Annotated in this window: 20 protein-coding genes, 1 tRNA gene, 1 other RNA gene, 1 pseudogene and 1 other annotated feature; of the genes and pseudogenes, 18 read left to right on the forward strand and 5 right to left on the reverse strand. The window is 34.9% G+C overall.

What is annotated here, in order from left to right:
• Window positions 1-128 precede the first annotated feature (128 nt).
• The 7 genes from ruvA (at window position 129) to H8718_RS12820 (ending at window position 7880) form a co-directional block, all read left to right on the forward strand.
• On the forward strand, window positions 129-728 hold the full coding sequence (gene ruvA / locus H8718_RS12790; RefSeq protein WP_177669779.1) for a Holliday junction branch migration protein RuvA: 600 nt from the start codon (window positions 129-131) through the stop codon (window positions 726-728).
• Window positions 729-740: 12 nt separating this feature from the next.
• Complete coding sequence (gene ruvB / locus H8718_RS12795) at window positions 741-1745, forward strand: Holliday junction branch migration DNA helicase RuvB (protein WP_177669781.1); 1005 nt, start codon at window positions 741-743, stop codon at window positions 1743-1745.
• Window positions 1746-1819: 74 nt separating this feature from the next.
• Window positions 1820-2146 carry a cell division protein ZapA gene (locus H8718_RS12800; protein ID WP_177669783.1) on the forward strand — a complete coding sequence of 109 codons (327 nt, stop codon included), beginning with the start codon at window positions 1820-1822 and terminating at the stop codon, window positions 2144-2146.
• A 71-nt stretch (window positions 2147-2217) separates the two neighbouring features.
• Window positions 2218-4548, forward strand: a complete 2331-nt coding sequence (locus H8718_RS12805) for a U32 family peptidase (RefSeq protein ID WP_177669785.1) — start codon at window positions 2218-2220, stop codon at window positions 4546-4548.
• 30 nt (window positions 4549-4578) lie between these two features.
• Complete coding sequence (locus H8718_RS12810; protein ID WP_177669787.1) at window positions 4579-5946, forward strand: FtsW/RodA/SpoVE family cell cycle protein; 1368 nt, start codon at window positions 4579-4581, stop codon at window positions 5944-5946.
• Window positions 5936-7327, forward strand: a complete 1392-nt coding sequence (locus tag H8718_RS12815; protein ID WP_177669789.1) for a peptidoglycan D,D-transpeptidase FtsI family protein — start codon at window positions 5936-5938, stop codon at window positions 7325-7327. Before H8718_RS12810 ends, H8718_RS12815 begins: the two co-directional genes overlap by 11 nt.
• 82 nt (window positions 7328-7409) lie before the next feature.
• Complete coding sequence (locus H8718_RS12820) at window positions 7410-7880, forward strand: NUDIX hydrolase (protein WP_177669791.1); 471 nt, start codon at window positions 7410-7412, stop codon at window positions 7878-7880.
• A gap of 26 nt (window positions 7881-7906) precedes the next feature.
• Here the strand turns inward: H8718_RS12820 and H8718_RS12825 are convergent.
• A tRNA-Leu gene (locus H8718_RS12825) sits at window positions 7907-7990 on the reverse strand.
• Window positions 7991-8136: 146 nt separating this feature from the next.
• On the opposite strand from H8718_RS12825, the gene H8718_RS12830 reads away from it, so the two are divergent.
• The 11 genes from H8718_RS12830 to rnpB all read left to right on the forward strand — a co-directional run bounded on the left by H8718_RS12830 (window position 8137) and on the right by rnpB (window position 22059).
• On the forward strand, window positions 8137-8760 hold the full coding sequence (locus tag H8718_RS12830; RefSeq protein WP_177669792.1) for an RNA polymerase sigma factor: 624 nt from the start codon (window positions 8137-8139) through the stop codon (window positions 8758-8760).
• Complete coding sequence (locus tag H8718_RS12835) at window positions 8757-9461, forward strand: anti-sigma factor family protein (RefSeq protein ID WP_249333203.1); 705 nt, start codon at window positions 8757-8759, stop codon at window positions 9459-9461. The genes H8718_RS12830 and H8718_RS12835 overlap by 4 nt, the downstream gene beginning before the upstream one ends.
• A 63-nt stretch (window positions 9462-9524) precedes the next feature.
• Window positions 9525-9696: a binding site (T-box leader), on the forward strand.
• Between the two features lie 55 nt (window positions 9697-9751).
• Window positions 9752-11137 carry a glycine--tRNA ligase gene (locus H8718_RS12840; protein ID WP_177669796.1) on the forward strand — a complete coding sequence of 462 codons (1386 nt, stop codon included), beginning with the start codon at window positions 9752-9754 and terminating at the stop codon, window positions 11135-11137.
• Between the two features lie 341 nt (window positions 11138-11478).
• Complete coding sequence (ppdK, locus tag H8718_RS12845; RefSeq protein ID WP_249333204.1) at window positions 11479-14103, forward strand: pyruvate, phosphate dikinase; 2625 nt, start codon at window positions 11479-11481, stop codon at window positions 14101-14103.
• A gap of 132 nt (window positions 14104-14235) precedes the next feature.
• Window positions 14236-15243: a deoxyguanosinetriphosphate triphosphohydrolase gene (locus H8718_RS12850; RefSeq protein ID WP_249333205.1), complete on the forward strand. Its 1008-nt coding sequence runs from the start codon at window positions 14236-14238 to the stop codon at window positions 15241-15243.
• A gap of 23 nt (window positions 15244-15266) precedes the next feature.
• Window positions 15267-17030 (forward strand): DNA primase, encoded by a 1764-nt coding sequence (dnaG, locus tag H8718_RS12855; RefSeq protein WP_249333206.1) that lies wholly within the window; start codon window positions 15267-15269, stop codon window positions 17028-17030.
• Window positions 17031-17060: 30 nt separating this feature from the next.
• A complete protein-coding gene (gene rpoD, locus H8718_RS12860) occupies window positions 17061-18140 on the forward strand; it encodes an RNA polymerase sigma factor RpoD (RefSeq protein WP_330597699.1) in 1080 nt (359 codons plus the stop codon).
• 64 nt (window positions 18141-18204) lie between these two features.
• Window positions 18205-18897, forward strand: coding sequence for a tRNA (adenine(22)-N(1))-methyltransferase (locus H8718_RS12865; protein WP_177669804.1), 693 nt, complete (start codon window positions 18205-18207; stop codon window positions 18895-18897).
• Window positions 18885-19982, forward strand: coding sequence for a Nif3-like dinuclear metal center hexameric protein (locus tag H8718_RS12870; protein WP_249333207.1), 1098 nt, complete (start codon window positions 18885-18887; stop codon window positions 19980-19982). Before H8718_RS12865 ends, H8718_RS12870 begins: the two co-directional genes overlap by 13 nt.
• A gap of 24 nt (window positions 19983-20006) precedes the next feature.
• Window positions 20007-21665 (forward strand): nucleoside kinase, encoded by a 1659-nt coding sequence (locus H8718_RS12875; protein WP_249333208.1) that lies wholly within the window; start codon window positions 20007-20009, stop codon window positions 21663-21665.
• 40 nt (window positions 21666-21705) lie between these two features.
• Window positions 21706-22059: RNase P RNA component class A (gene rnpB / locus H8718_RS12880), an RNA gene on the forward strand.
• Window positions 22060-22119: 60 nt separating this feature from the next.
• Here rnpB and H8718_RS21085 read toward each other — a convergent pair.
• The 4 genes and pseudogenes from H8718_RS21085 to H8718_RS12895 all read right to left on the reverse strand — a co-directional run.
• A pseudogene (locus H8718_RS21085) lies at window positions 22120-22278 on the reverse strand (tyrosine-type recombinase/integrase); the annotation flags it as partial.
• Window positions 22279-23289: 1011 nt separating this feature from the next.
• Window positions 23290-23682, reverse strand: coding sequence for a helix-turn-helix domain-containing protein (locus H8718_RS12885; RefSeq protein WP_330597700.1), 393 nt, complete (start codon window positions 23680-23682; stop codon window positions 23290-23292).
• 66 nt (window positions 23683-23748) lie between these two features.
• Complete coding sequence (locus H8718_RS12890) at window positions 23749-24066, reverse strand: hypothetical protein (RefSeq protein WP_177669809.1); 318 nt, start codon at window positions 24064-24066, stop codon at window positions 23749-23751.
• Between the two features lie 56 nt (window positions 24067-24122).
• Window positions 24123-24395 carry a helix-turn-helix domain-containing protein gene (locus H8718_RS12895; protein ID WP_249333210.1) on the reverse strand — a complete coding sequence of 91 codons (273 nt, stop codon included), beginning with the start codon at window positions 24393-24395 and terminating at the stop codon, window positions 24123-24125.
• Window positions 24396-24661 lie beyond the last annotated feature (266 nt).

Raw genomic sequence — 24661 nt, forward strand, 5'->3', positions numbered from 1 at the left:
TTTTTATAGTTTAATAGAAGTCTACCTCTATAGTATATAAAAGCAGCAGAGAGGATAAAAGGCTTCTACTAGACGAAAACTTAAGATTAGTGTACAATAAGAACAAATGTTCTTGTGAAGGAGATTGTATGATAGCATATTTAATAGGTGAAATCACCGATATAGAAGATAACAATATATATATTGAAGTAAATGGCGTAGGTTATGAAGTTTTTATGCCCTATGATCATGATGGACAGATGCTTCGCGTAGGAACAAAAATGAAAGCTTATATTTACGAACATATTAAAGAAGATGCTTATGATTTATATGGTTTTACAATGAAGATGCAAAGAGACCTCTTTAAAAAGCTTATAGGTGTGAATGGTATAGGGCCTAAAAGTGCACTTCAGATGATGAATATGTATGAAGTGAACCATCTCATTGAAATTATTATGATGCAGGATCATAAAGCACTTGGAAAAGTAAGTGGAATAGGGCCTAAGACAGCTCAGCGTATTACTCTTGAACTTAAAGATGTCGTACAGAAATTTGCTATGCCAGATTTAAGCTATCTAGAAAAAGGGCTTCCAGAATCAACAGGAAGCAATAAAGAAGAAGCAGTAGAAGCTCTTGAAGCATTAGGTTTTACTACAGCCGATGCTAGAAAAGCAGTACAAGCTATTTTTGATTATTCTGATACAACAGAAACTATTATTAAGAAGGCACTTGCCTTGCTGATGAATTAGGGAGTGAAAAAAGTGGATACACGTATGATGTCAGCAGACTTACAAATTGAAGATACGGATATAGAAAGTAGTATTAGGCCCATTACTTTGGAGGAGTATATTGGTCAAAGTGCTATTAAAGAAAATCTAAGTATTTTTATTCAAGCTGCTAAACTAAGAAATGAGGCACTTGATCATGTGCTACTCTATGGACCACCGGGACTTGGTAAAACAACACTTGCAGGCGTTATTGCGCATGAAATGGGTGTTAAAATCAAAGTGACAGCTGGGCCAGCTATTGAAAAACCGGGTGATATTGCAGCTATCCTTAATAACCTTCAGCCAGGCGATTTACTTTTTATAGATGAGATTCACCGCATGCCACGTCAAGTAGAGGAGGTGCTTTACTCAGCTATGGAAGATTATCATATTGATATTGTTGTAGGGAAAGGACCTACTGCTAAATCTATTCGCCTCTCTCTTCCACCCTTTACATTAGTAGGTGCTACAACAAGAGCAGGGATGCTGAGCTCTCCACTTCGTGATCGTTTTGGCATTGTACAAAGACTAGAATATTACTCTTTAGAAGAATTAGGACAGATTATCCAAAGAACAGCGAGTCTTTTAGAGGTAGAATGTACATCTGAGGGGGCTATGGAAATTGCAAAATGTTCAAGAGGTACACCACGTCTTGCAAATAGATTATTAAAGCGTGTGCGAGATATTGTATGGATTAAATATGAGGGGCATATTAATCAGGAGACTGCATTAGAAGCACTTAAACTCCTTAATATTGATACATACGGCCTAGATGAAATAGACAGGCGTATATTAAATACTATTGCTTATCAATTTAAGGGAGGACCTGTAGGACTAGAAACACTTGCAGCTACTATTGGAGAGGAAAGAGAGACATTAGAAGATGTTTATGAACCTTATTTGATGCAGCAAGGCTTATTACAGCGTACACCAAGAGGACGCATGTTGACTGATGCGGCAAAAATTTTAATTAAAATGCCGCCAGAGTTAAACAATTAAGATAGTTTTTTACATTCATCTATGATATAATGACAAAAAATATACTTATATAAAGTCATAGTGGGGTGCTACAGATGGCAAAGAATAAAGTAGAAGTCATGATAGGTGGACAAGTATATGCTTTACAAGGCAATGAATCTCGGGAACATATTCAAAAAGTAGCGCATGTACTCGATAAAAAAGTAGTAGAAATGCAAAAAAACAGCCTGGCAAGACACTTGAATCAGTCACAGAAACATTTTATGATGGCACTCAATATTGCAGATGAATATTTAAAATTAGAGGAGGAAAGGGACCTCTATAGTAAAGAACTTGCAAAGTGCAATGAAGAAAATCTTGCGCTTGCAGAGCGAATTAAAGAAATGGCCCTTGAAATCAATGAACTTAAGATTAACAAATAACATTAATAGTTATACTAAAAGGGGTAAGTAATTGCCCCTTTTATAATGAATAAATGAAAGAAGGACAAAGTGTGAGACAAGTAGAATTACTAGCACCAGTTGGCAAATTTGAAAATGCACTTGCGGCAATTGAGAATGGGGCCAATGCCATATTCGTAGGAGGCAAAGTTTTTAATGCAAGACAATTTGCAGATAACTTTGAAGAAGATGAACTAGAAAAAATCGTAGATTATTGTAAGTTACGTGGTGTAAAGACCCACATTACTGTTAATACTTTAATTAAGGATCAAGAAATAGAAGAGCTTATGGCTTATTTACAAAAGCTAGCACGCTTAAAAGTAGATGCCATTATTGTACAAGATTTGGGCGTAGCCTATTTGATTAAAACCTATTTTCCAGAGATTGAACTCCATGCAAGCACACAGATGAGTGCGCACAGTATTGAAGATGTTATGTTTCTTAAAAGCTGCGGATTTAAACGTGTGGTACTAGCAAGGGAAATGCAGCTTGAGGAAATTAGAGCCATTAAAGAAGCTGTAGATATTGAAATTGAGACCTTTATTCATGGAGCACTTTGTTACTCTTATTCTGGTCAATGTTTGTTTAGTAGTCAAATTGGTGGACGTAGTGGAAATAGAGGACGATGTGCACAGCCTTGCCGTATGGGATATGCCCTTTTAAGAGGAGAAGAAGAGGTTGTTAAATCAGCTTACTTATTAAGTCCAAAGGATTTATGTACTTTAAGTTTCCTTCCTGAGCTTATGAAGTGTGGGATTGACTCGTTTAAAATGGAAGGCCGTATGAAATCACCAGAGTATGTAGCTTCTGTTACAAAGGTCTATAGAAAATATATTGATCTTGCTTTAAAAGATCCTAAAAACTATAAGGTTGAGCAAGAAGATATGGAAATGCTACAGTCTATTTTTAATCGAGGAGGCTTTTCAGAAGGGTATTACTTCAAAAAAGCAGGTGCCGACATGATTACAGAGAAGACGCCTAAAAATATTGGTTTAAGAATTGGCTATGTAGTCAAATATGATAAGAAAACCAAGATGGCTACTATTCATACCAATAAGACACTTAATCCTGGAGATGGGCTTGAAATCTGGAACAAGAAAAAGCATACAGGAACAGGTATTTCAAAAGTATATCCAGCAGGCCAGCAGTTTACTGTACGTGTAGAAGATTGGGTAGATGAAAAGAGTCCAGTATACTTATCTAAAAATAACACTTTATTAAAAGTGCTTAAGAAGACCTATGAAAAAGCTCAAAGAAAAGTAGAGGTAAGTGGACAGGTGATAGGAAAAATTGGTGAACCGGTTCGTTTTACTTTAACTTATGGGATTTATACAGCTGAGGTAGTAGGAGATGTACTAGAGCCAGCTCAAAATGCACCTATTACACAAGACATTGCCTTTGAAAAATTATCTAAGTTAGGGAATACTTCCTTTGAATTAACGGAGTTAAAAGGGCACTGGGAAGATGGCGCTTATATGACAATCAGTAAGCTTAATCAGCTTAGAAGAGAGGCAGTAGAAAAATTAGAAGCTTTAATTTGTGAGAAAGATGAAGCCCGTATTTATAAGACTTATGAAAAAGTGCAAAACCCTATTTGGGAGGGGCCAAGGACACATAGTGTGCAGGTGCATACATTAGAACAGTTAGATGCGGCACTCATGTACTCAGAAGTAAGTAAAATTTATTGGGAATGGCGTTATAATGATATAGCCTTAGAAGAAGCTTTTAGCAAATGCCAAGAAGCAGAAAAAAGTTTTTATATTGTCTTTCCAGCTATTACAAAAGAGAAGACATTGATGTGTATTAAAGAACGTATTCAGTTTTGGGAAAACCTTTCTATAAGTGGATATGTTATTCGTACATTAGGTGTTTTTGAACTGCTTAAAAATAGTGCTAAAGAAAAAGTAATCGATTATAACTTAAATATTATGAATAATGAAGCTGTTTATCATTGGCTAGAGTATGGGGCAACAAGAGTTACTACATCAGCAGAACTAGCAAAAGAAGAGCTTGAACAGTTGAATGGGCCACTCGAAACGATTATTTATGGCAAGTTACCCGTTATGACAACTGAACAATGTGTATTAGGAAATCACAAGCTTTGTCATAAGAAGAAGCCTACACTTGAATATAGCTTATCTGATCGAAAAGGTGCAAAATGGCCTATTTTAACAGATTGCATAGCTTGTAAGATGCAGATTCTTATGCATGAACCTCTTCTTATAGAAGAGAAATATTTAGAAGATGCAGCGATCATGGTATATCGTATATTATTTACAGATGAAAAAGCAGAACAGGTTAAAGAAATACTTTCTTATTTAATAAGACAGGAGCCAACTGGAGTAACTGGGCAAAAAGCAAGTTTCTTTAAGCCTATTGATTAATCATTATATAGAGAAAAAAGAGGTGATAAAGTGCCTTATTTAGAGCTAATGATTTTACTAAGTCGTTATATATTCGCGGGGTTTGGTCTAATTTTTATTGTATTAGTATTTAGTTATATGAAACCTTTTATTAGTTACTCTCTTGGACAGCCTCAGCAAAAAAACACATTGCTTTATATATGTATTAGCTTTCTACATCTAGGAGGAACTGCTATTTTATTTGGAAAAGCGCCTAGTCTTGCAGTAAGGCAGGGAATTTTATTTAATAGTATTGTATTCTTTGCTGTTATGACACTAGCGAGGTGGATGATTAAACTACTAAAAAGACAAGATGAGCTCATTATATGGCATATTATTTTCTTTCTAATAGATGTAAGCTACATTATGCTGGAACGCTTAAATCATACTGAAGCCACAAAGCAAATAGTATGGTTTATTTTAGGGATGAGTATTGCATTATTTTTGCCTAATTTATGTAGTAGATTAATTAGACCTAAATATAAAGTACTTTATATGATTTTGACAATTGGAATGATTGTATTGCCTTTTATATTTGGAGAAGCTAAATATGGAGCGATCAACTGGGTACAAATAGGACCGATAGGTTTTCAGCCATCTGAGTTTGGCAAAGTAACTTTTATTATGTTTTTAGCAGCACATTTCCATGAGTTCACTTATAAAGAGCATAAGATGAAAGAATTACTTATAGCTTGTGGTATTACAGGTTTTATTCTTCTTACCTTAGTTATACAAAGAGATTTAGGTGGTGCACTTTTATATGGACTTACCTTCCTTGTCATGCTATATATTGGGACGAAAAAGGCTTTTCTACCATTGTTAGGTATTATAGGTGGGGTAGGAGCATCCTTCATTGCTTATATGTTATTTGGGCATGTACGTGTAAGAGTGCAAGCATGGTTAGATCCATGGGCTGATATTGCTAATACAGGCTATCAAGTTGTGCAAGGTCTATTCGCCATGGGAACATGGGGCTGGTTTGGAAGTGGACTTACAAGAGGCATACCAACAACTATACCTATTGTAACAACAGATTATATTTTTGCTGCTGTTTGTGAGGAGTTTGGGAATTTATTTGGACTCATTATTCTGCTATGTTTTCTTGCACTTATTTTACAAGGACTTAAAGCAGCACTTATTCAGCTCGATGACTTTTCAAAGTTTCTATGCGTAGGATTTGTAGTTATTTTAGGGCTTCAAACCTTAATTATTATAGGTGGTGTTATGAAACTCCTTCCTCTTACAGGGATTACACTGCCATTTGTAAGTTATGGAGGAACTTCTTTGTTTGTCAGTCTAGGCATGATGGGCATATTGACTTATCTCATAAGAAAGACATTAAAATTTGCACGCAAAGAAGGTGAAACCTATGAAGAATAATCGCTATATTTATAGAGTAGCAAGTGTTTTTATTATTATCTTTATCTGTGTAGGTGCGTATTTAGGCTATTTCACAGCAGTAGAGAGCAAAAAAATCGTTATGAATCCTTATAACAAACGTTTAGATCATTTAGAGGCTGAGGTAGTAAGAGGTAATATTTATGATGCTCAGGGCGTACTTCTTGCGACAAGTGAAGAAGGAGGCAGAAATTATCCTTATGGCAGTACCTATGCGCATGCTATAGGCTATGTAGGACATGGTAAAGTAGGGGTAGAGGCTATGGCAAACGTAGAACTTCTCTACCCAGACTACCATGCAAAGGCTTTGCTAAATTATGCTTTTGCAGGAGAAAAGTTCAAAGGGCATGATGTCTATTTAACACTTGATCATACGCTACAAGAAGCGGCTCAAAAAGGATTAGATGGCAGAAAAGGTGCGGCTATTGTATTAGAGCCTAGAACTGGTAAAATTAGAGCTATGTATGCCACACCTGGATTTAATCCCAATAAAATCAGTGTAAACTGGGATAACCTCACACAAGATACTGAAGAAAGTCCACTACTTAATAGAGCTACGCAGGGACTTTATCCACCAGGTTCTACTTTCAAAATTCTTACGACTATTGCTTATCTAGAAGAAAAGGGAGATGTAGCCTTTAATTTTGAATACGATTGTAAAGGTAGTATTACAAAAGATAATCACCAAATTAAATGTAATAATGGTAAAGCACATGGGGTAGTTAATTTAGAATCAGCATTTGCTAAATCATGTAATACGTACTTTGTTGAATTAACGGATCAGGTTCCTATCGCTAAACTTAAACAGGTAGCGGATAAGCTTCTATTTAACCAAGAGTTACCTGTAAAAGTAGAGTATAAAAAAAGTCAGTTTAGTCTAAACGCAAATAGCAGTTCCTTTGATAAATTGATTACTTATATTGGACAAGGAGAAACACTTGTTTCGCCTTTACATCTAGCTATGATAGGTTCTATTCTTTATAATGATGGCGTACTTATGGTGCCTTATATGATAGATTATTCGCTAGATACAAGGGGGGAAATAGCTTTAAAAAACTTGCCTGAATATCAAGGAACTTATTTAGATGAAAAGACATGTAGTACATTAAAATCACTTATGACAAAGGTGGTAACAGAAGGAACTGGTAATAGGCTTTATCGTAAAGATATGCTTATAGGTGGTAAAACAGGTACAGCTCAAAATGAAACAAGCAAAGACCATTCTCTTTTTGTAGGGTTTGTAGAACCTAAAGATACAAAAAAAGAAAGTCTTGTACTAGCCGTTGTTGTAGAACAAGGTGGCCAGGGTGCGAAAGCTTTAGATGTAAGTCAAACGATTATAGAAGCTTATGCGCAGAGGTAACCTTCTTTATCTAGTTGAAAAAAAGTTTCAAACAAGCTATACTTAAATACAACTAGAGTTTAAAAGAAAGACAGGTGGCTTTATGATACAGACTGTCAGTTGTGGTGGTGTAGTGATCTATAAAGGAAAAATACTCACCTTATATAAAGACTTTAAGAGTAAGAGAGAGTATAAATATGTAGGGTGGGTATTACCTAAAGGAACTGTTGAATTAGGTGAAACACATGAAATGACGGCAAAAAGAGAAGTTAAGGAAGAAGCCGGTGTAGATGCCAAAATTATAGGATATATTGGTTCCAGTCAGTATCATTTCCGAGGGAAAGAAGATATGGTGAGCAAGACAGTACATTGGTATTTGATGAGTGCAGATAATTTTTATAGTAAACCACAAAGAGAAGAACACTTTGTAGATAGTGGCTACTATAAATTTCATGAGGCTTATCATCTTATTAAATTTTCTGATGAAAAGTATATTCTTAAAAAGGGCTATCAGATGTATTTAGACCTAAGAAAGCAGAATAAATGGGGAATTGAGCATAATAAAAAAACCTGAAGAATATTCTTCAGGTTTTTTTATTATGCGGATAAAGGGAATCGAACCCTTACGATGTTACCATCGGCAGATTTTGAGTCTGCTGCGTCTGCCAGTTCCGCCACATCCGCAAGTGCTCTATAATAATAACATATATTTCTAGGGGAAGCAAGTCTTATTGTATAATTTTTCTAGATGAAACTATAATATTAATGTTAATTAAATAAAAATATGATATGATAAAAAAGATTGGTTTGTACGGAAAGGAGAGGAACTCTTGGAGGAAAGATTAGAAAAGCGTCTGATTCAAAAGGCTCAAAAGGGCGATGTAGATGCATTTGAACAATTAATTTTAGGCTATGAAAAGCTTATTTATAATATTTGCTTGCGTATGCTTCATGATGAACAAGAAGCTTATGATGGTGCACAGGAAATTTGTCTGAAAATATGGAGGCAAATAAATGCTTTTGAAGGAAATGCCAAGTTTAGTACATGGATATATCGTATTGCCACTAACCAATGTCTTGATCTTTTAAGAAAAAGAAAAAATAAAGAGGAAATTTCTCTGTTTAGGCAGTCAAAAGAAGAGGATTCAGAGTGGGTATTAGAAGAAAAAGAACTAGCTGATCCTATGAATGAACATGTACAGCAGTTAGCGCTAAAGGATATTATGCTTCAAGCACTTAATGAGGTAAAAGAAGAGCATAAGCAAATTCTTCTTTTAAGGGATTTAGAAGGTTATAGTTATGAGGAAATTGCAGATATTTTAGTTATCAGTAAGGGGACTGTTAAATCGAGGCTTTCAAGGGCACGTCTAGCTATGAAACAAATTTTAACACAAGATAAGGAACCTTATAAGTCATTTTTTCGTCATAATATAAAGAAGGAGGGCAATTTATGAAATGTGAAGATTACCAAGAACGTATATCCCTTTATGTAGATGATGTATTAACATTAGATGAAAAGAAGCAACTAGAAAAACATCTTGAACATTGCCTTTCATGTAGAGAAACTTTAGAGACTCTGCTTATGATGAAATCCGTTATGCATGAAATAAAAGAGGTAGAAGTGCCTAAAACTTTTCATGATGATTTGCATAAACGTTTATGTCAAGAGGTTAAGCCTAAGAAGAAGGTCTATAAGTGGATGCCTTATGCCTCCGGTTTAGTAGCAGCACTATTAATTGGCTTTGTGCTTGTAGATGGTGGTGTTAGCCAAGAGCAACCTATACAAGACGCTCCAATGCCAATGGCAGTTAGTCTAGATAATAATGGGGTAGCACCAATAGCTATGGAAAACGAATCTGAAGTAGCTGATGTAGGTAGACAGTCAAGAGGTGCTATGCCTTCAGAAGAAGTTTGGCAAATAAATTGTACAGACTTAAAGGCTGCAAAAGCATTTTTAGAAGATTATACGACTCAGCATGAAGTGAGTATGGTGGAATGGCAAATAGATAGTGAGTATCATTTGTTATTAGAGCCTATTGAAGATAAGGAAGTATTAAAAAGTATTTTAGAAGACGAAATGTGGGTAGATGGGGCTATTCAGATTACTGTAATGGATACATCTAAAGTACATCTTATTTTGAATGTGCAAGAATAAAGGTAGATGACTTGACAGCTACCACTCTTTTTGTTACATTATAGTCATAAATGCATAATTTTAGATTTTACGATGAAAAAGAAGAGTAGTAAAATAAAGAGCGTTTAAGCGAGATCAGGAGGGTGAAAGCTGATTACGACTTGTTTTATGAAGGCACTTTGGAGTGAAATATTGAAAGTGGGATACATGTTATCCAATTAGGGTGGAACCGCGGAAGTTACCTTTCGTCCCTTGCTATAGGCAAGAGATGAAAGGTTTTTTTATTTCATCAATTTTTAGGAGGTAACAAAATGAAAGAAAAATCTATGCAACAAGTTGTTGCTGTAGCAAAATCAAGAGGATTTGTATATCCAGGTTCAGAAATTTATGGTGGCCTTGCAAATACATGGGATTACGGCCCATTAGGTGTAGAACTTAAAAATAATGTTAAAAAAGCATGGTGGAAAAAATTCATTCAAGAAAGTGCTTATAACGTAGGTGTAGACTGTGCAATCTTAATGAATCCACAAGTATGGGTGGCTTCAGGGCACGTAGGAGGCTTTAGTGACCCTCTTATGGACTGTAAAGAATGTAAAGAAAGATTCCGTTCTGACAAAATTATTGAAGACTTTCTTCATGAGAAAGGTGAAGACCAAGTTGTAGATGGTTGGAGTAATGAACAAATGCAAAGCTTTATTGCAGACAATCAAATTCCATGTCCAACATGTGGTGCGCACAACTTTACTGATATTAGACAATTCAACCTTATGTTCAAAACTTTCCAAGGTGTAACAGAAGATTCTAAAAATGTTGTTTATTTAAGACCAGAAACCGCACAAGGTATCTTTGTAAACTTCAAAAATGTACAAAGAACAAGTAGAAAGAAAGTACCATTTGGTATTGGACAAATTGGTAAATCATTTAGAAATGAAATTACACCAGGTAACTTCATTTTTAGAACACGTGAATTCGAACAAATGGAACTTGAATTCTTCTGTAAACCAGGTACAGAGCTTGAGTGGTTTGATTACTGGAGAAGCTATTGCAAAAACTGGCTTCTTAATTTAGGGGTAACACCAGATAATATGCGTATGCGTGATCATGCCCAAGAAGAGCTTTCCCATTACAGTAATGCAACTTCTGATATTGAGTATTTATTCCCATTTGGATGGGGTGAACTTTGGGGTATTGCATCTCGTACAGACTATGACCTTAAAAAACATAGCGAACACTCTGGCGAAGATATGTTATACTTTGACCCAACAACAAATGAAAAATATGTGCCATATTGTATTGAACCATCACTTGGAGCAGACCGTGTAACGCTTGCATTCCTTTGTGAAGCTTATGATGAAGAAGAACTTGAAGATGGCGATACACGTACAGTATTCAGATTCCATCCAGCTTTAGCACCAGTAAAAGCTGCGGTATTCCCATTATCTAAAAAGTTATCTGCAGAAGCAACAGAAGTTTATCAAATGCTTCTTAAGCACTTCAATGCAGAATATGATGAAAGTGGTTCAATTGGTAAACGTTACAGAAGACAAGATGAAATTGGAACACCATTCTGTATTACATTTGATTTTGACTCATTAGAAGACCAAATGGTAACAGTAAGAGATCGTGATACAATGACACAAGAACGTGTCGCTATTAAAGATTTAGTAGCTTATATTGAAGGTAAAATGGAATTTTAATTCCTAAAATAAAGAACCTGTATACTTTTAGTATACAGGTTCTTTATTTTGTAGAATTATATAGAATGAATATTTTTAATATTATTAAAATGTAATCAAGAGAAAAGCATTGTAATAAATATACAAAAAGTAATAAATATTAAACTAATAAACAAGATCTTATTTATAAAAAATTAATCTAATTTTTGTATAAAAATTATTAAAATATTAAAATGTATTATAAAATATTAAAATAGTATTTTAAAATATAAAAATTGTGATATAATGATAACGAAAACGGAATAGATAGCAAGTCTAGTTCGAAGGTAATTTCCAAATGAAAAATTTAGGAGGGTAATAACATGAACCAAAAATGGGTATATATGTTTAAAGAAGGAGATCCAAAAAATAAAAATCTTCTCGGGGGCAAAGGCGCCAATCTTGCAGATATGACACAATTAGGTTTACCAATTCCTCAGGGATTCACCGTTACGACAGAAGCTTGTACTGAATACTATAATAATGGACAAGCACTTTCTAATGAAATTGAATCACAAATTAAATCATGTTTAGTAAATTTGGAAGAATTATCAGGTAAAAAATTTGGAGACAATACAAATCCATTATTAGTTTCAGTTCGTTCTGGAGCTCGCGTATCTATGCCAGGTATGATGGATACTGTTTTAAACTTAGGACTTAACGATGAAGCTGTTGTTGGTCTTGCAAATAAAACAGAGAATGAAAGATTTGCTTATGATTCATACCGCCGTTTCATTCAAATGTTCTCAGACGTTGTTATGGAAATTCCAAAACCACGCTTTGAAAAAATCATTGATGAGATGAAAGAAGCAAAAGGTGTTAAACTTGATACAGAACTTGATGCAAATGACTTAAAAGAAATGGTTATTAGATTTAAAGCTTTATATAAAGAAGTAAAAGGTGTAGACTTCCCGCAAGATCCTGAAGTTCAATTAATGGAAGCAGTTAAAGCAGTGTTCCGTTCATGGATGAATCCACGTGCTATCGTTTACAGAAGAATGAATGATTATCCATCAAGCTGGGGAACAGCAGTGAATGTTCAAATGATGGTATTTGGGAATATGGGAGATACATCAGGTACAGGTGTTGCCTTTACAAGAAATCCATCTACAGGAGAAAATGCAATTTATGGTGAATACTTAATCAATGCACAAGGTGAAGACGTTGTTGCGGGTATTAGAACACCTAGCCATATTTCTCAACTTGAACAAGATATGCCAGAAGTATATACAGAATTCATGAATATTGCGCATACACTTGAAAACCACTACCATGACATGCAAGATATGGAATTTACAGTTGAAAACGGTAAACTCTACTTCTTACAAACACGTAACGGTAAAAGAACAGCAGCAGCAGCTCTTAGAATTGCTGTAGATTTAGTGGCAGAAGGACAAATTACAGAAGAGGAAGCAGTACTTCGTGTAGAACCAAAACAACTTGATCAATTACTTCACCCAATGTTCGATGCAAAAGCACTTAAAGCAGCTAAAGTAATTGGTAAGGCACTTCCAGCTTCACCAGGTGCAGCAGCTGGTAAAGTATACTTCACAGCTGAAGATGCTAAAGAAGCAGGTGCAGCTGGCGAAAGAGTTATCTTAGTTCGTCTTGAAACATCACCAGAGGATATCGAAGGTATGGCAGCAGCTCGCGGTATCTTAACAGTACGTGGTGGTATGACATCTCACGCAGCAGTAGTTGCACGTGGTATGGGAACATGCTGTGTATCAGGTTGTGGTGAAATCCAAATCAATGAAGAAGAAAAACACTTCTCACTAGGCGGCATGACATTCCACGAAGGAGACTACATATCATTAGATGGATCAACAGGTAATATCTACGGTGAAGATGTTGCAACAGTAGAGCCAGAAATTACAGGTGACTTTGAAACCTTCATGGCATGGGCAGACAAATACCGTACACTTAAAGTACGTACAAATGCTGACTCACCAAAAGATGCACAAAATGCAGTTAAATTTGGTGCAGAAGGTATTGGTCTTTGTCGTACAGAGCATATGTTCTTCGAAGAAGATCGTATTATGAAAATGCGCAAGATGATTGTTTCTAAAACAGAAGCAGAAAGAAGAGAAGCATTAGATGCACTTCTTCCTCTTCAAAAGGGTGATTTTGTAGGTATTTACGAAGCCATGGGTGAAAGACCAGTGACTGTACGTCTTCTTGACCCACCACTACATGAATTCTTACCACATACAGATGAAGATATTGCTACACTTGCAGGTGAAATGGGTATCACATTTGAAGATTTAAAAGCTACAGTTGAATCTCTTCATGAATTCAACCCGATGATGGGTCACCGTGGATGCCGTCTTGCAGTTTCTTATCCAGAAATTGCTGAAATGCAAGCACGTGCTATCATTGAAGCAGCTATACAGGTGAAACAAGAAAAAGGTTATGATATTGTTCCTGAAATCATGATTCCACTTGTTGGTGAAGTAAAAGAATTAAAATATGTTAAAGATATTGTTGTAGCAGCAGCAGATAAAGCTATTGCCGAAGCAGATGTTACACTTACATACCATGTAGGTACAATGATTGAAATCCCACGTGCAGCTGTAACTGCTGACCAAATTGCTGAGGAAGCTGAATTCTTCTCATTCGGTACAAATGACTTAACACAGATGACATTTGGTTTCTCTCGTGATGATGCTGGTAAATTCTTAGAAGATTACTACGGAAAAGGTGTTTATGAATCAGATCCATTTGCAAGACTTGACCAAACTGGTGTAGGTGCACTTGTACAAATGGCAGCTGAAAAAGGTAGAAGTATACGTTCAGATATCAAACTTGGTATCTGTGGTGAACATGGTGGAGATCCATCATCTATCGAATTTTGCCATAAAGTAGGGTTAAATTATGTTTCATGTTCTCCATTCCGTGTGCCAATTGCACGTTTAGCAGCAGCACAAGCAGCTATTAAAAATAAATAAACCTAGTCATTTAGGCCTAAACCCCCACTTTTAGAGTGGGGGTTTTTGTGTAGATATACAAATCTAGGAAAAAAAAGAGGAAATAAGTGCTGGGTGTGGTATAAATATAAAGTGTAAGGAGGTGTTTTAAACATGTGTCATAGAAAAAGACAAGAACAAATGGAAATCGACCATTTACAACCTTATAGTGCAAAAGCTGCTTATTCAAAAGGACGTGTAAGAATAGAAGAAGAATGTGAAGTAAGAACGGCTTTCCAAAGAGATAGGGACCGTATTTTACACTCGAAAGCTTTTAGGCGCTTAGCACATAAGACACAAGTTTTTATCTCACCTGAAGGAGACCATTATCGTACGAGACTTACACATACATTAGAAGTAGCTCAGATTTCTAGGACGCTTGCAAGAGCCTTAAGATTAAATGAAGACTTAGTAGAAGCCATTGCTTTAGGCCATGACTTAGGACACACGCCTTTTGGTCATGCTGGAGAATATGTACTTCAAGAATTAACAGGGCATAAATTTGAACACAATGTTCAGAGCTTGCGTGTTGTAGAGCATATTGAACGTAAAGGTAAAGGGCTAAATCTCACTTATGAGGTAAGAGATGGTATACTTAATCATCAGACTAAAGGTCATCCTCATACGCTAGAAGGCAAAATTGTGCAGTTATCTGACAAAATAGCTTATGTTAATCATGATATAGATGATGCCTTAAGAGGGAAAATATTAGAGTCAAATGAATTACCTAAGGCGTATACTAAACTTCTAGGGGATACGTCTTCAAAGCGTATTAATACCCTTATTGTAGACATTATTAAAACAAGCGAAGGGGTAAATGACATTTTAATGAGCGCTGAAGTACGAGAAGCTTTTCTTAAAATGCGTAAATTCTTATTTGAACGAGTCTATATTGGCTCTATTGCAAAAGAGCAAGAAGAAAAGGCTAAACATGTTGTCAGAGAGCTATATACATATTATATGGATAAACCTGACAAACTACCTGAGACATACCTTAATGAACTGGAGCAAGGTGAAGACAAGGTGCAAGTGGTATGTGATTATATTGCAGGCATGACAGACCGTTATGCTATTCATACTTATGGTGAATTATTCTTTCCAACAGCTTGGAAGATTTATTAAATTGATAGAAAAGAGGAAGCTAGATGTATTATTCTGACGAGATTATTGACGAAATTAGGCAGCGCAGCGATATTATATCTATTATTTCCGAATATACTGCCTTAACAAAGAAAGGGCATTCTCATACAGGATTGTGCCCTTTCCATCATGAAAAAACACCATCTTTTTCAGTAAGCGAAGATAAACAAATGTATTATTGCTTTGGTTGTGGGGCAGGAGGAAATGTGATTACTTTTGTCATGCAAAAAGAAAATATGACTTTTCCAGAAGCATTACAGTTTTTAGCAGAAAGAGCCCATATTGATTTGGATGCAGCAGAAAAAATGCAAGGGCAAAATGGTGGCGTGAATAAAAAGGCCCTCCATTTAGAAATCTATAAAAAAGCTGCTAGGTTTTATTATTATAGTTTGCAACTGAAAGAAAATGAACAAGCTTTAGAGTATTTTCATAAGCGCGGTATTACAAGTGATGTGATTAAACATTTTGGCTTAGGTTATGCGCCAGCTAAATACAATATTCTTTATCAAAATATGAAAAGAGAAGGTTATGAGGATGAAGACCTTCTAGAAACTGGACTTTTCTTAAAAAGTAAAAAAAATGGGATGCTTTTTGATAGGTTTTCTGACCGTGTCATGTTTCCTATTTTTAATCTTAATAAAAAAGTAATTGCTTTTGGAGGACGTATATTAGGAGAAGGTCAACCTAAATATCTTAATTCTCCTGAAAGTCTACTTTTTGATAAAAGCCGTACACTCTATGGGTTGCATATAGCAAGGAATGAAAAGCATCCTTATTATATTTTGGTAGAGGGTTATATGGATGTTATTGCTATGCATGTAGCTGGCTTTACGCAGACAGTTGCTTCACTTGGTACAGCTTTTACAGATGGACATGCTAAACTTCTTAAACGTTATACACAGCAAGTAGTTATTTTGTATGATAATGATGGAGCAGGTAAGAAAGCCGCACTCCGAGCTATTCCTATTTTAAGAAGTAATGGTATCAATGTAAAAGTCCTACAGTTAACAGACGCCAAAGACCCAGACGAATTTCTTAAAAAGCATGGAGCGGATGAGATGAAGAAGCTATTAGATGAAGCAGAAAGTCACATCTGGTTTAGAATTAAAGAAATAGAGAGTACGTATCATTTAGAATTACCTGATGAAAAAGTAAAATTCCTTCAAGAAGTTGCTAAATTAATTGGTAGTCTTGAAAGTAGTATTGAGCAGAGTATTTATAGTGAAGAGATTTCACAAAAATATCAAATTAATCAAGATGCCCTTCAGGCAGAGGTAAAAAAATATTATCAAAGTGAAGCAAAGTCCATTCAGGCTGTTAAAGCTCCTAAAGTGCAAGAATCTTTAGGGGGAGGAACACTGCCTATGCAGTTGGAATTTTTATGTACACTTTACAATTATCCTTTTGCATATGGTTATATTAAAGGGTATATAGGAACTAATTTATTTGATGAAGGACTTATACAAGAACTGGCAAGTGCTATTTTTGAATCTATTGAAAAAAGTACACCAGTAGATATAGATTATTTTAATAATCGTTACCCAGAGATTAAAGATCAAAAAATTATCTCTACCGTTTTTATGAAAAAAGATGAGCGCTATGATGAGAATGACTTAATCCGAAAAATGCTTACGGAAACTATTAAACGTTTGAATATGATTCATATTGAAAAAACTTTAAAAATGACATCAGATATTACTGAAGTTCAAAGGTTATTAATGCGTAAAAAGGCACTAGACAAGTTGAATATTGAATTTATAAATGGTTAGAATAGTAGACAGGAGAAAGGATGAATTATGGTGAAAGAGGAATTAACAAAGGGAAAATTAGCTTTTAGATCGAGACTTGAACAACTTCTAATGTTAGCTAAAGATAAAAAAGGAGTTCTTGAACAAAGTGATATTTCAGATGCTTTTGCAGATTTAGAGTTAGATCAAGTAAAAATTGAACAAATCTATGACTATTTAGAAGCACAGAATATTGATGTCATAGGAAGTTTAAGTGATATAGACGAGGAAGAAGAAATAGACTTCACCTTGCCAGAAGGTATTAATATTGATGATCCTGTTCGTATGTATTTAAAAGAAATTGGTAAAGTTCCTCTTTTATCCGCAGAAGAAGAAATTGAATTTGCTCAGAGAATGGAAGAAGGTGATGAAGAGGCTAAGAAAAGGTTGGCAGAAGCTAATCTTAGATTAGTAGTAAGCATCGCGAAAAGATATGTAGGGCGTGGTATGCTTTTCTTAGATTTAATTCAGGAGGGGAATCTAGGTCTTATAAAAGCTGTAGAGAAGTTTGATTATCGTAAAGGATATAAGTTTAGTACATATGCCACATGGTGGATCAGACAAGCTATTACACGTGCTATTGCTGACCAAGCACGTACAATTCGTATTCCAGTGCATATGGTAGAGACGATTAACAGACTGATGCGAGTATCGAGACAACTTCTTCAAGAATTAGGACGAGACCCTGTACCGGAAGAAATTGCTAAAGCTATGGAAATGCCAGTAAGTAAGGTAAGAGAAATTATGAAAATTTCTCAAGAGCCTGTTTCACTAGAAACACCTATAGGTGAAGAAGAAGATAGTCATTTAGGTGACTTTATACCGGATGATGATGTACCTGTACCAGCAGAGGCGGCAGCTTTTACCTTGCTTAAGGAACAGCTTATAGAAGTACTTGATACACTTACAGAACGTGAGCAAAAAGTGTTAAGATTAAGATTTGGATTAGATGATGGAAGAGCACGTACACTTGAAGAAGTAGGTAAAGAATTCAATGTAACGAGAGAACGTATTAGACAAATTGAAGCTAAGGCCTTACGCAAACTCAGACATCCAAGTCGTAGTAAAAAATTAAAAGATTACTTAGAATAGGAGTTGAAAGTTCAACTTCTATTTTGTATTATGACATAATAATGAATGACAAAGAGGTGTTAATGTGCAATTATCAAAAAGACTTGGTGCAATCGCAAACCTTGTGCCGAATAATATGAGAATAGCTGATATAGGAACGGACCATGGGTATATTCCTATCTATCTTAGATTACAAAATCAAGTATCTTACTGTATAGCAAGTGATATTAATAAAGGACCACTTGAAAGTGCAAAACGTAATATGGCTAAATATCAGGTAACAGGTATAGAAACCAGACAAGGAGGAGGTCTTAGTACGCTTTGTAAAGAAGATCAGATAGATGTGGTAATTATAGCAGGTATGGGTGGATACCTTATACATGATATTCTAGAAAATGATTTAGAACTTGTAAAGGGGATGAAAAAAATTATCCTTCAACCTCAGAATAATTTAACAGAAATTAGAAAATATATACATGAGATTGGATTTAAAATAGAACAAGAGACATTCCTTGAAGAAGATGGCAAGTATTATACAATCATTGTTGCAGTACCAGGCGTAGAAAAATATGAAAAAGAATGTGAGTATGTATATGGTAAATATTTACTTGAACATGCTAGTGAACTTTATAAGTCATGGCTTAATTATAAAGGAGCCGGCTATAAAAAAATTATAGAGCAGCTAAAGGATACCCAGACAGAACAAATTAAAGAGCGTATAGCACAACTTGAAAAAGAATATGCTTTATATAGGGAGGCTATTACATGTATACAATAAAACAAGTAGTAGAGGCCCTAAATGCTTTTGCACCACCACATCTTGCAGAATCTTGGGATAGTATAGGGCTTATGGTGGGTTCTAAAAAAGCACCTGTTCAAAAAGTACTTTGTGCACTGGATTTAAATTTAGAAGTTATTGATGAAGCTATAAATATAGGTGCCCAACTTATTGTGACACACCATCCTTTATTTTTTAAGCCCATAAACAGTATTGATTATGATACACCAATGGGGCAGATACTTTATAAACTTATTAAACATGACCTTGCAGTTTTTTCAATGCATACCAATTTTGATGTAGCCACAGGAGGTATTAATGATTACTTAGCGCATCAAATAGGGCTTAAAGCTATTAAACCTTTACAGATTACATCATCTTATAAATTACAAAAGCTAGTGGTCTATGTACCACAATCACATTATGAAGCAGTACGTCAAGCTATAGTAAAGTGTAATAAAGCTACAATAGGGAATTATATAGGATGTACATTCGGAGCAGAAGGTATTGGAACTTTTATGCCTTTAGAGGGAAGCAATCCTTATTTAGGTAAAACGAATCAACTTGAGGCAGTTAAAGAAATTAAGCTTGAATGTATGGTTGAGCCAAGTCAGGTACAAGAGCTTATGGACATTATTAAGCGTGTTCATCCTTATGAAGAGGTTGCCTATGATCTTTATAATTTAGAGAATATAGAGCATTATGAAGGGATTGGACGTGTAGGAATGTGTGATCCTATAAAAGTAAGTGATTTTATAAGTAAGCTTAAACAGGTTTTCGGGATTCCTTATGTACGACTTGTAGCTAAGGAGGATAAAATGATTTCTAAAGTAGCGCTCTGTTCAGGTAGTGGTGGTTCTTTTATAGGTATAGCAGCTACTCAGGCAGACCTTTATATTACGGGGGATGTTTCCTTTCATCAGGCGCAAGAGGCCTTAAGTAAAGGGCTTGTTGTAGTAGATGTAGGGCACTATGCTTCAGAAAATATCGCTATGCCTATTATTGAGAGTTATTTAAGTAAACAGTTTAAAAATATGAAAATAGTATGTTCCAATGTAGATGGTGAGACATTTCAAACTTTATAAGCTTAATTAAAGGGGGTAGAACCTATGAGTGAGCAAGTAAGTGTAAATTTAAAAGATGGTAAGGTAGTACAGGTTTTAAAAGGTACTACATTTATGCAACTTATTGAACAGTTACAGGTAAAGCATACATCACCTATAGTCTGTGCAAGAGTTGGTAATGTACTTAGGGAACTCTGTAGTACTATAGAGGAGCCTCTAGAAGAGGTAAGTTTTGTAGATCTTACAGAGAAGGATGGTATGCGTATTTATCAGCGTACATCTACCTTTTTGTTAATTGTAGCGGTGCAAAAATGCTTTCCAAGTACAACCGTACTGGTTAATCACCACATAGCTGGAGGATATTTTTGTGAATTTGACAAACATCTTGAATGTACATCAGAGCATTTACAGGTTATTGAAGATTATATGCATAGTTTAGTGGAGAAGGAACTTTCTATTCAGAAGTCTACTTTATCCGTAGATGAAGCGCTTAGACAGTTTAAAGCGTTAGATATGCCGGATAAAGAAGCGCTCTTTAAATATAGACGTACCTCTACAGTGAATTTGTATGAGTTAGATGGTATTAAAAATTATTTTTATGGATATATGATGCCTAATACAAAAGAAGTACGCTTGTTCAAACTCATTCCTTATGCACATGGATTTATTTTGTTATTCCCAAATGAACAAAATCCAGTTGAACTTGCTCATTTTGTTCCACAACCTAAGCTTTCTCATGTTTTTAAAGAGTCTGAGAACTGGGCACGTATTTTAGATGTCGATATTGTGGCCTCTTTAAATAACCTTATTACAGAAGGTAAATTGCCAGATCTTATACGTGTTTCAGAAGCTTTACATGAGAAGAAAATAGCCCAGATTGCAGATAGTATTTCCAAGCACTCTAAGGTGAGGCTTGTACTCATTGCAGGACCATCTTCTTCAGGGAAAACAACTTTTGCACAAAGGCTATGCATACAGCTTAGAGTAAATGGTTTAAAACCTCACGTGATTTCAATTGATGACTATTTTGTTGACCGTGAGAATACCCCGAGAGATGAGTATGGAGAGTATGATTTTGAAGCCTTAGAAGCTATAGATATTAAACTTTTTAATGAACATATGGCAAGGCTCATTGCAGGTGAAACTGTAGAGATTCCTCGTTTTAATTTTAAGACAGGGAAAAGAGAGTACAAAGGGCATACTATTACATTAGAAGAGGAAGATGTGTTAGTTATAGAGGGGATTCACGGCTTAAATGAAAAATTAAGTTATGCTATACCAAAAGAAAATAAATTTAAAGTTTATGTGAGCTGTTTGACTCAGCTTAATGTAGATTATCATAATCGTATTCCAACAACAGATACAAGGCTTATTCGTCGTATGGTAAGAGATTATCAGTATAGAGGATTAAGTGCCGAGCAGACGCTTGCTCAGTGGGCTTCTGTAAGAAGGGGAGAAAATAAAAATATTTTCCCATTCCAAGAAGAAGCAGATGTAATGTTTAATACTGTTTTACTATATGAACTGGCAGTTCTTAAAAATAAAGCTGAACCACTTTTGTTTGGTATTGATAGAAGGTCTCCTTACTATAGTGAAGCTAAAAGGCTACTGAAATTCTTAGAATATTTCCTTGCGGCAGGTACGGAAGGTATACCTTATAATTCTATTATACGTGAATTTGTAGGAGGTAGTTGCTTCCACTAGTTGACATCTGTAAAAGTTTATGGTAAAGTAATGAGGTTGTTAAGTAAGTCAGATGGTCGCGTCTGCAAGTACCGAAAGGTCGCAGATGAGGAACGTCCGGGCTCCACAGAGCAAAGGTGCTGGGTAACCCCCAGTGGAGGCGACTCTAAGGAAAGTGCAACAGAAATAAACCACCTATTGCATGCAATAGGAAAGGGTGGAAAGGTGAGGTAAGAGCTCACCGTTTCTAGGGTGACCTAGAAAGCCATGTAAACCCCACCTGGAGCAAGACCGGATAAAGACATATGTGGCTGCTCGTCACGTCTTAGGTAGGTTGCTAGAGCCTTATAGGTAACTATAGGTCGAGATAGATGACTATCAAATACAGAACCCGGCGTATAGACTTGGTTAACAGCTTTATAAAGGTAATAATCCCAATGGTTTGAGTGAATCAGCCATTGGGATTTTCTGCGATTTACAGTAAATTTACTGTAAATAAATTTTCTAAACTATTTACAGCATCCTTCTTACTGTCATCGGTTCGATGTACATATGTTGATAATGTAATATTGACATCAGCATGTCCAAGTAATTCAGATATAGTTTTAATGTTAACATCATTTTCAATAAGCCTAGTTGCGTATGTATAACATCAAGCATGAAAGTTTTTATAGGGGATACAGGCTTTCTTACATAATGCTGTTTGAATGCGGAGGATATTTTCTGACATCATACGATAGGCCAGTAGATGAAGGGAATACATACTTAGAAGAAGAGTTTTGTTGATGTGCAACTAAAGGGGGCTTTAAGCTATTAGAGATGGGGATGGTACGATTACTATGCTTTCACTTATACCATTAGTATTATATTTGGCTGTACGTCTATAGGATTCGTAGACTAAGATTGTATCCTTATCAAAATTTATGTTATTTCATTTTAGAGTGAAAAATTCTTTAAGACGCATAACCAGTAGAAAGAACTATCTTAAAAATAGCTTGTATCTAGTTGGCGGCAATACATTAATAAATTATTCTTAATAGCAAAATCAAAAGCCTGTTTTAACAAATAGCTCAGTATACTTTGTCCACTAGCAGAGCTATCTGTATTATTAAAGAAATCTTGTACATGGATTTGGGTTTACTTGTGAAATTATTATTTTCCCTAAAGTAGAAGGTATGATATGTTTATTATATAAATTCATGTAGCAGTCAAATGTTCCATCAGAAACAGATCTATGAGTATTGTTAAAAAGATGCTATATAACCAAGAACAAACAGTCTCTTTAGTTTTCTCTAATTCAACATCATATCTAGTCCTAACTTTATGGTCGATAGCTTCCGCTAACACACATTTCTTTGCTAAAGAGGTGAATAGCCTTTTATTTATTCCAATTTTATTTACTTTACAAAGTCCATTAGTGTAGCTGTTGACTTTAAAATATTTTTCTGTTACTCCAACGCCATTCTTATATGTATAATTTAGTAATCTTTCGTAACCTAAAAAAATCCCCTTAAAAGCAAATATTACAATTCGTTTAAGACTTGTGTAAGTAAATTTAAGTCATCCTTGTTATCAGCATGAGTAGCCACTGGTATTAAATAATCATTAGTACAACGATTGTAATCCATTTTTAATATAGTAGACACTATATATTATCCTTTTGATCTAGTGCTTTATATTTAGTAAGTAGTTCCTTTTTGGGCTGAATAATGGAGGGGGAAGTTTGGCTATAATTGCTAGCAGCTCTAGGCATTTCAATATCATGCCCCATGAGCCATGCTTCATTAATGCCTAAAGTTTTTACCATTAAATAAATTTTATCTAGTTTAGGAATAACCTTGCCTGATAGATATTGGCTTATAGATGATTTAACTATAGTAATTTTTTCAGTCAACTCAGTCTGTTTAATAGTTGGAATATATATTATTATTAAAGTTATTGTTTCTTCTATTTTGTATGAATAGTAGTATACCTTAAGGATTAACAAGCTAGAAGCACAAACAGAGTGTAACCACAGAACACTACGAAAAGCTATCAAAAGCTCGTTTTATTTTTTACTTTTAGAAAGAACGTATGTTTGTGATAGGTGGGAAAGAAAACAGCCCTAGGATCTAGGGCTGTTAAAGGTAGGGATGGTTACTTTTTTGAAATATTTAAGGTCTAATTCATGTTCACCAACAGATGACTTGATAATAGATATTTCAGTTCGAATATCACGTAGTTGACTAGAGATAGCTTGAGAAACGTCATCTGAAATAACATGAGAAATATCTTTAGCTAATTCATTCAACTTTTTATCAACATTAGAGAAACCGTTATCTACTTTAAGTTCTAATGACTGAATATTATTGTGTACATTTTTAATATCTGTACGAAGTGATGTAAGTTCTTGTAAAACTTGTTGTAATAATTCATTTTCCACTATATCAACTCCTTTGAAGGTAGTTTAACATTTTTAGTAAAAAAAATAAAGCCCTATTATTTAAGGTTTTGGGATAGTTCAAAAGCTATTAAAGCATTAACTAATCGTTTACCATGAAGATTTAGTTGACAATGTGGTTCTATTAAATGAATTTTATCTTGATTTGTTAGTAATGATGAATTTGTTCCATCATCAAAATTATCTAATGAACAATTTAAAACTTTTGCTATGGCTTTGAGTGTTTCTAGTTTAGGGTCTTTAGTAATACCAGAAGTTATTTTGCTTAATTTCCCCAAAGGAATGCCTGATTTAGCAGATAGTTCCTTCATTAGTCAAACCATGTTCTTTTTTACTGATTTATGATCTCTAATCCCATATTTTTGAATTATCCCCAAAAAGGTAAGCGGTTAATAACTGAGTATATTTCCATACTTCCTTATTAATGAGATAATTACTCCAAGACATTCATTGTTTTGGAGTCTTTTACTCTAACTCTATTTGAAATAAGGAGGTACTCTTATTGAGAAAGACCAGTCAAGAAAAAATAAATCTTTGGACATCACGTATTATGGAGTGTCGTAAAAGTGGTCTTCCT

Origin of the sequence: Zhenhengia yiwuensis, assembly GCF_014384995.1 — a bacterium.
In the GTDB taxonomy this organism is placed as follows: Bacteria; Bacillota; Clostridia; order Lachnospirales; family Cellulosilyticaceae; genus Zhenhengia; species Zhenhengia yiwuensis.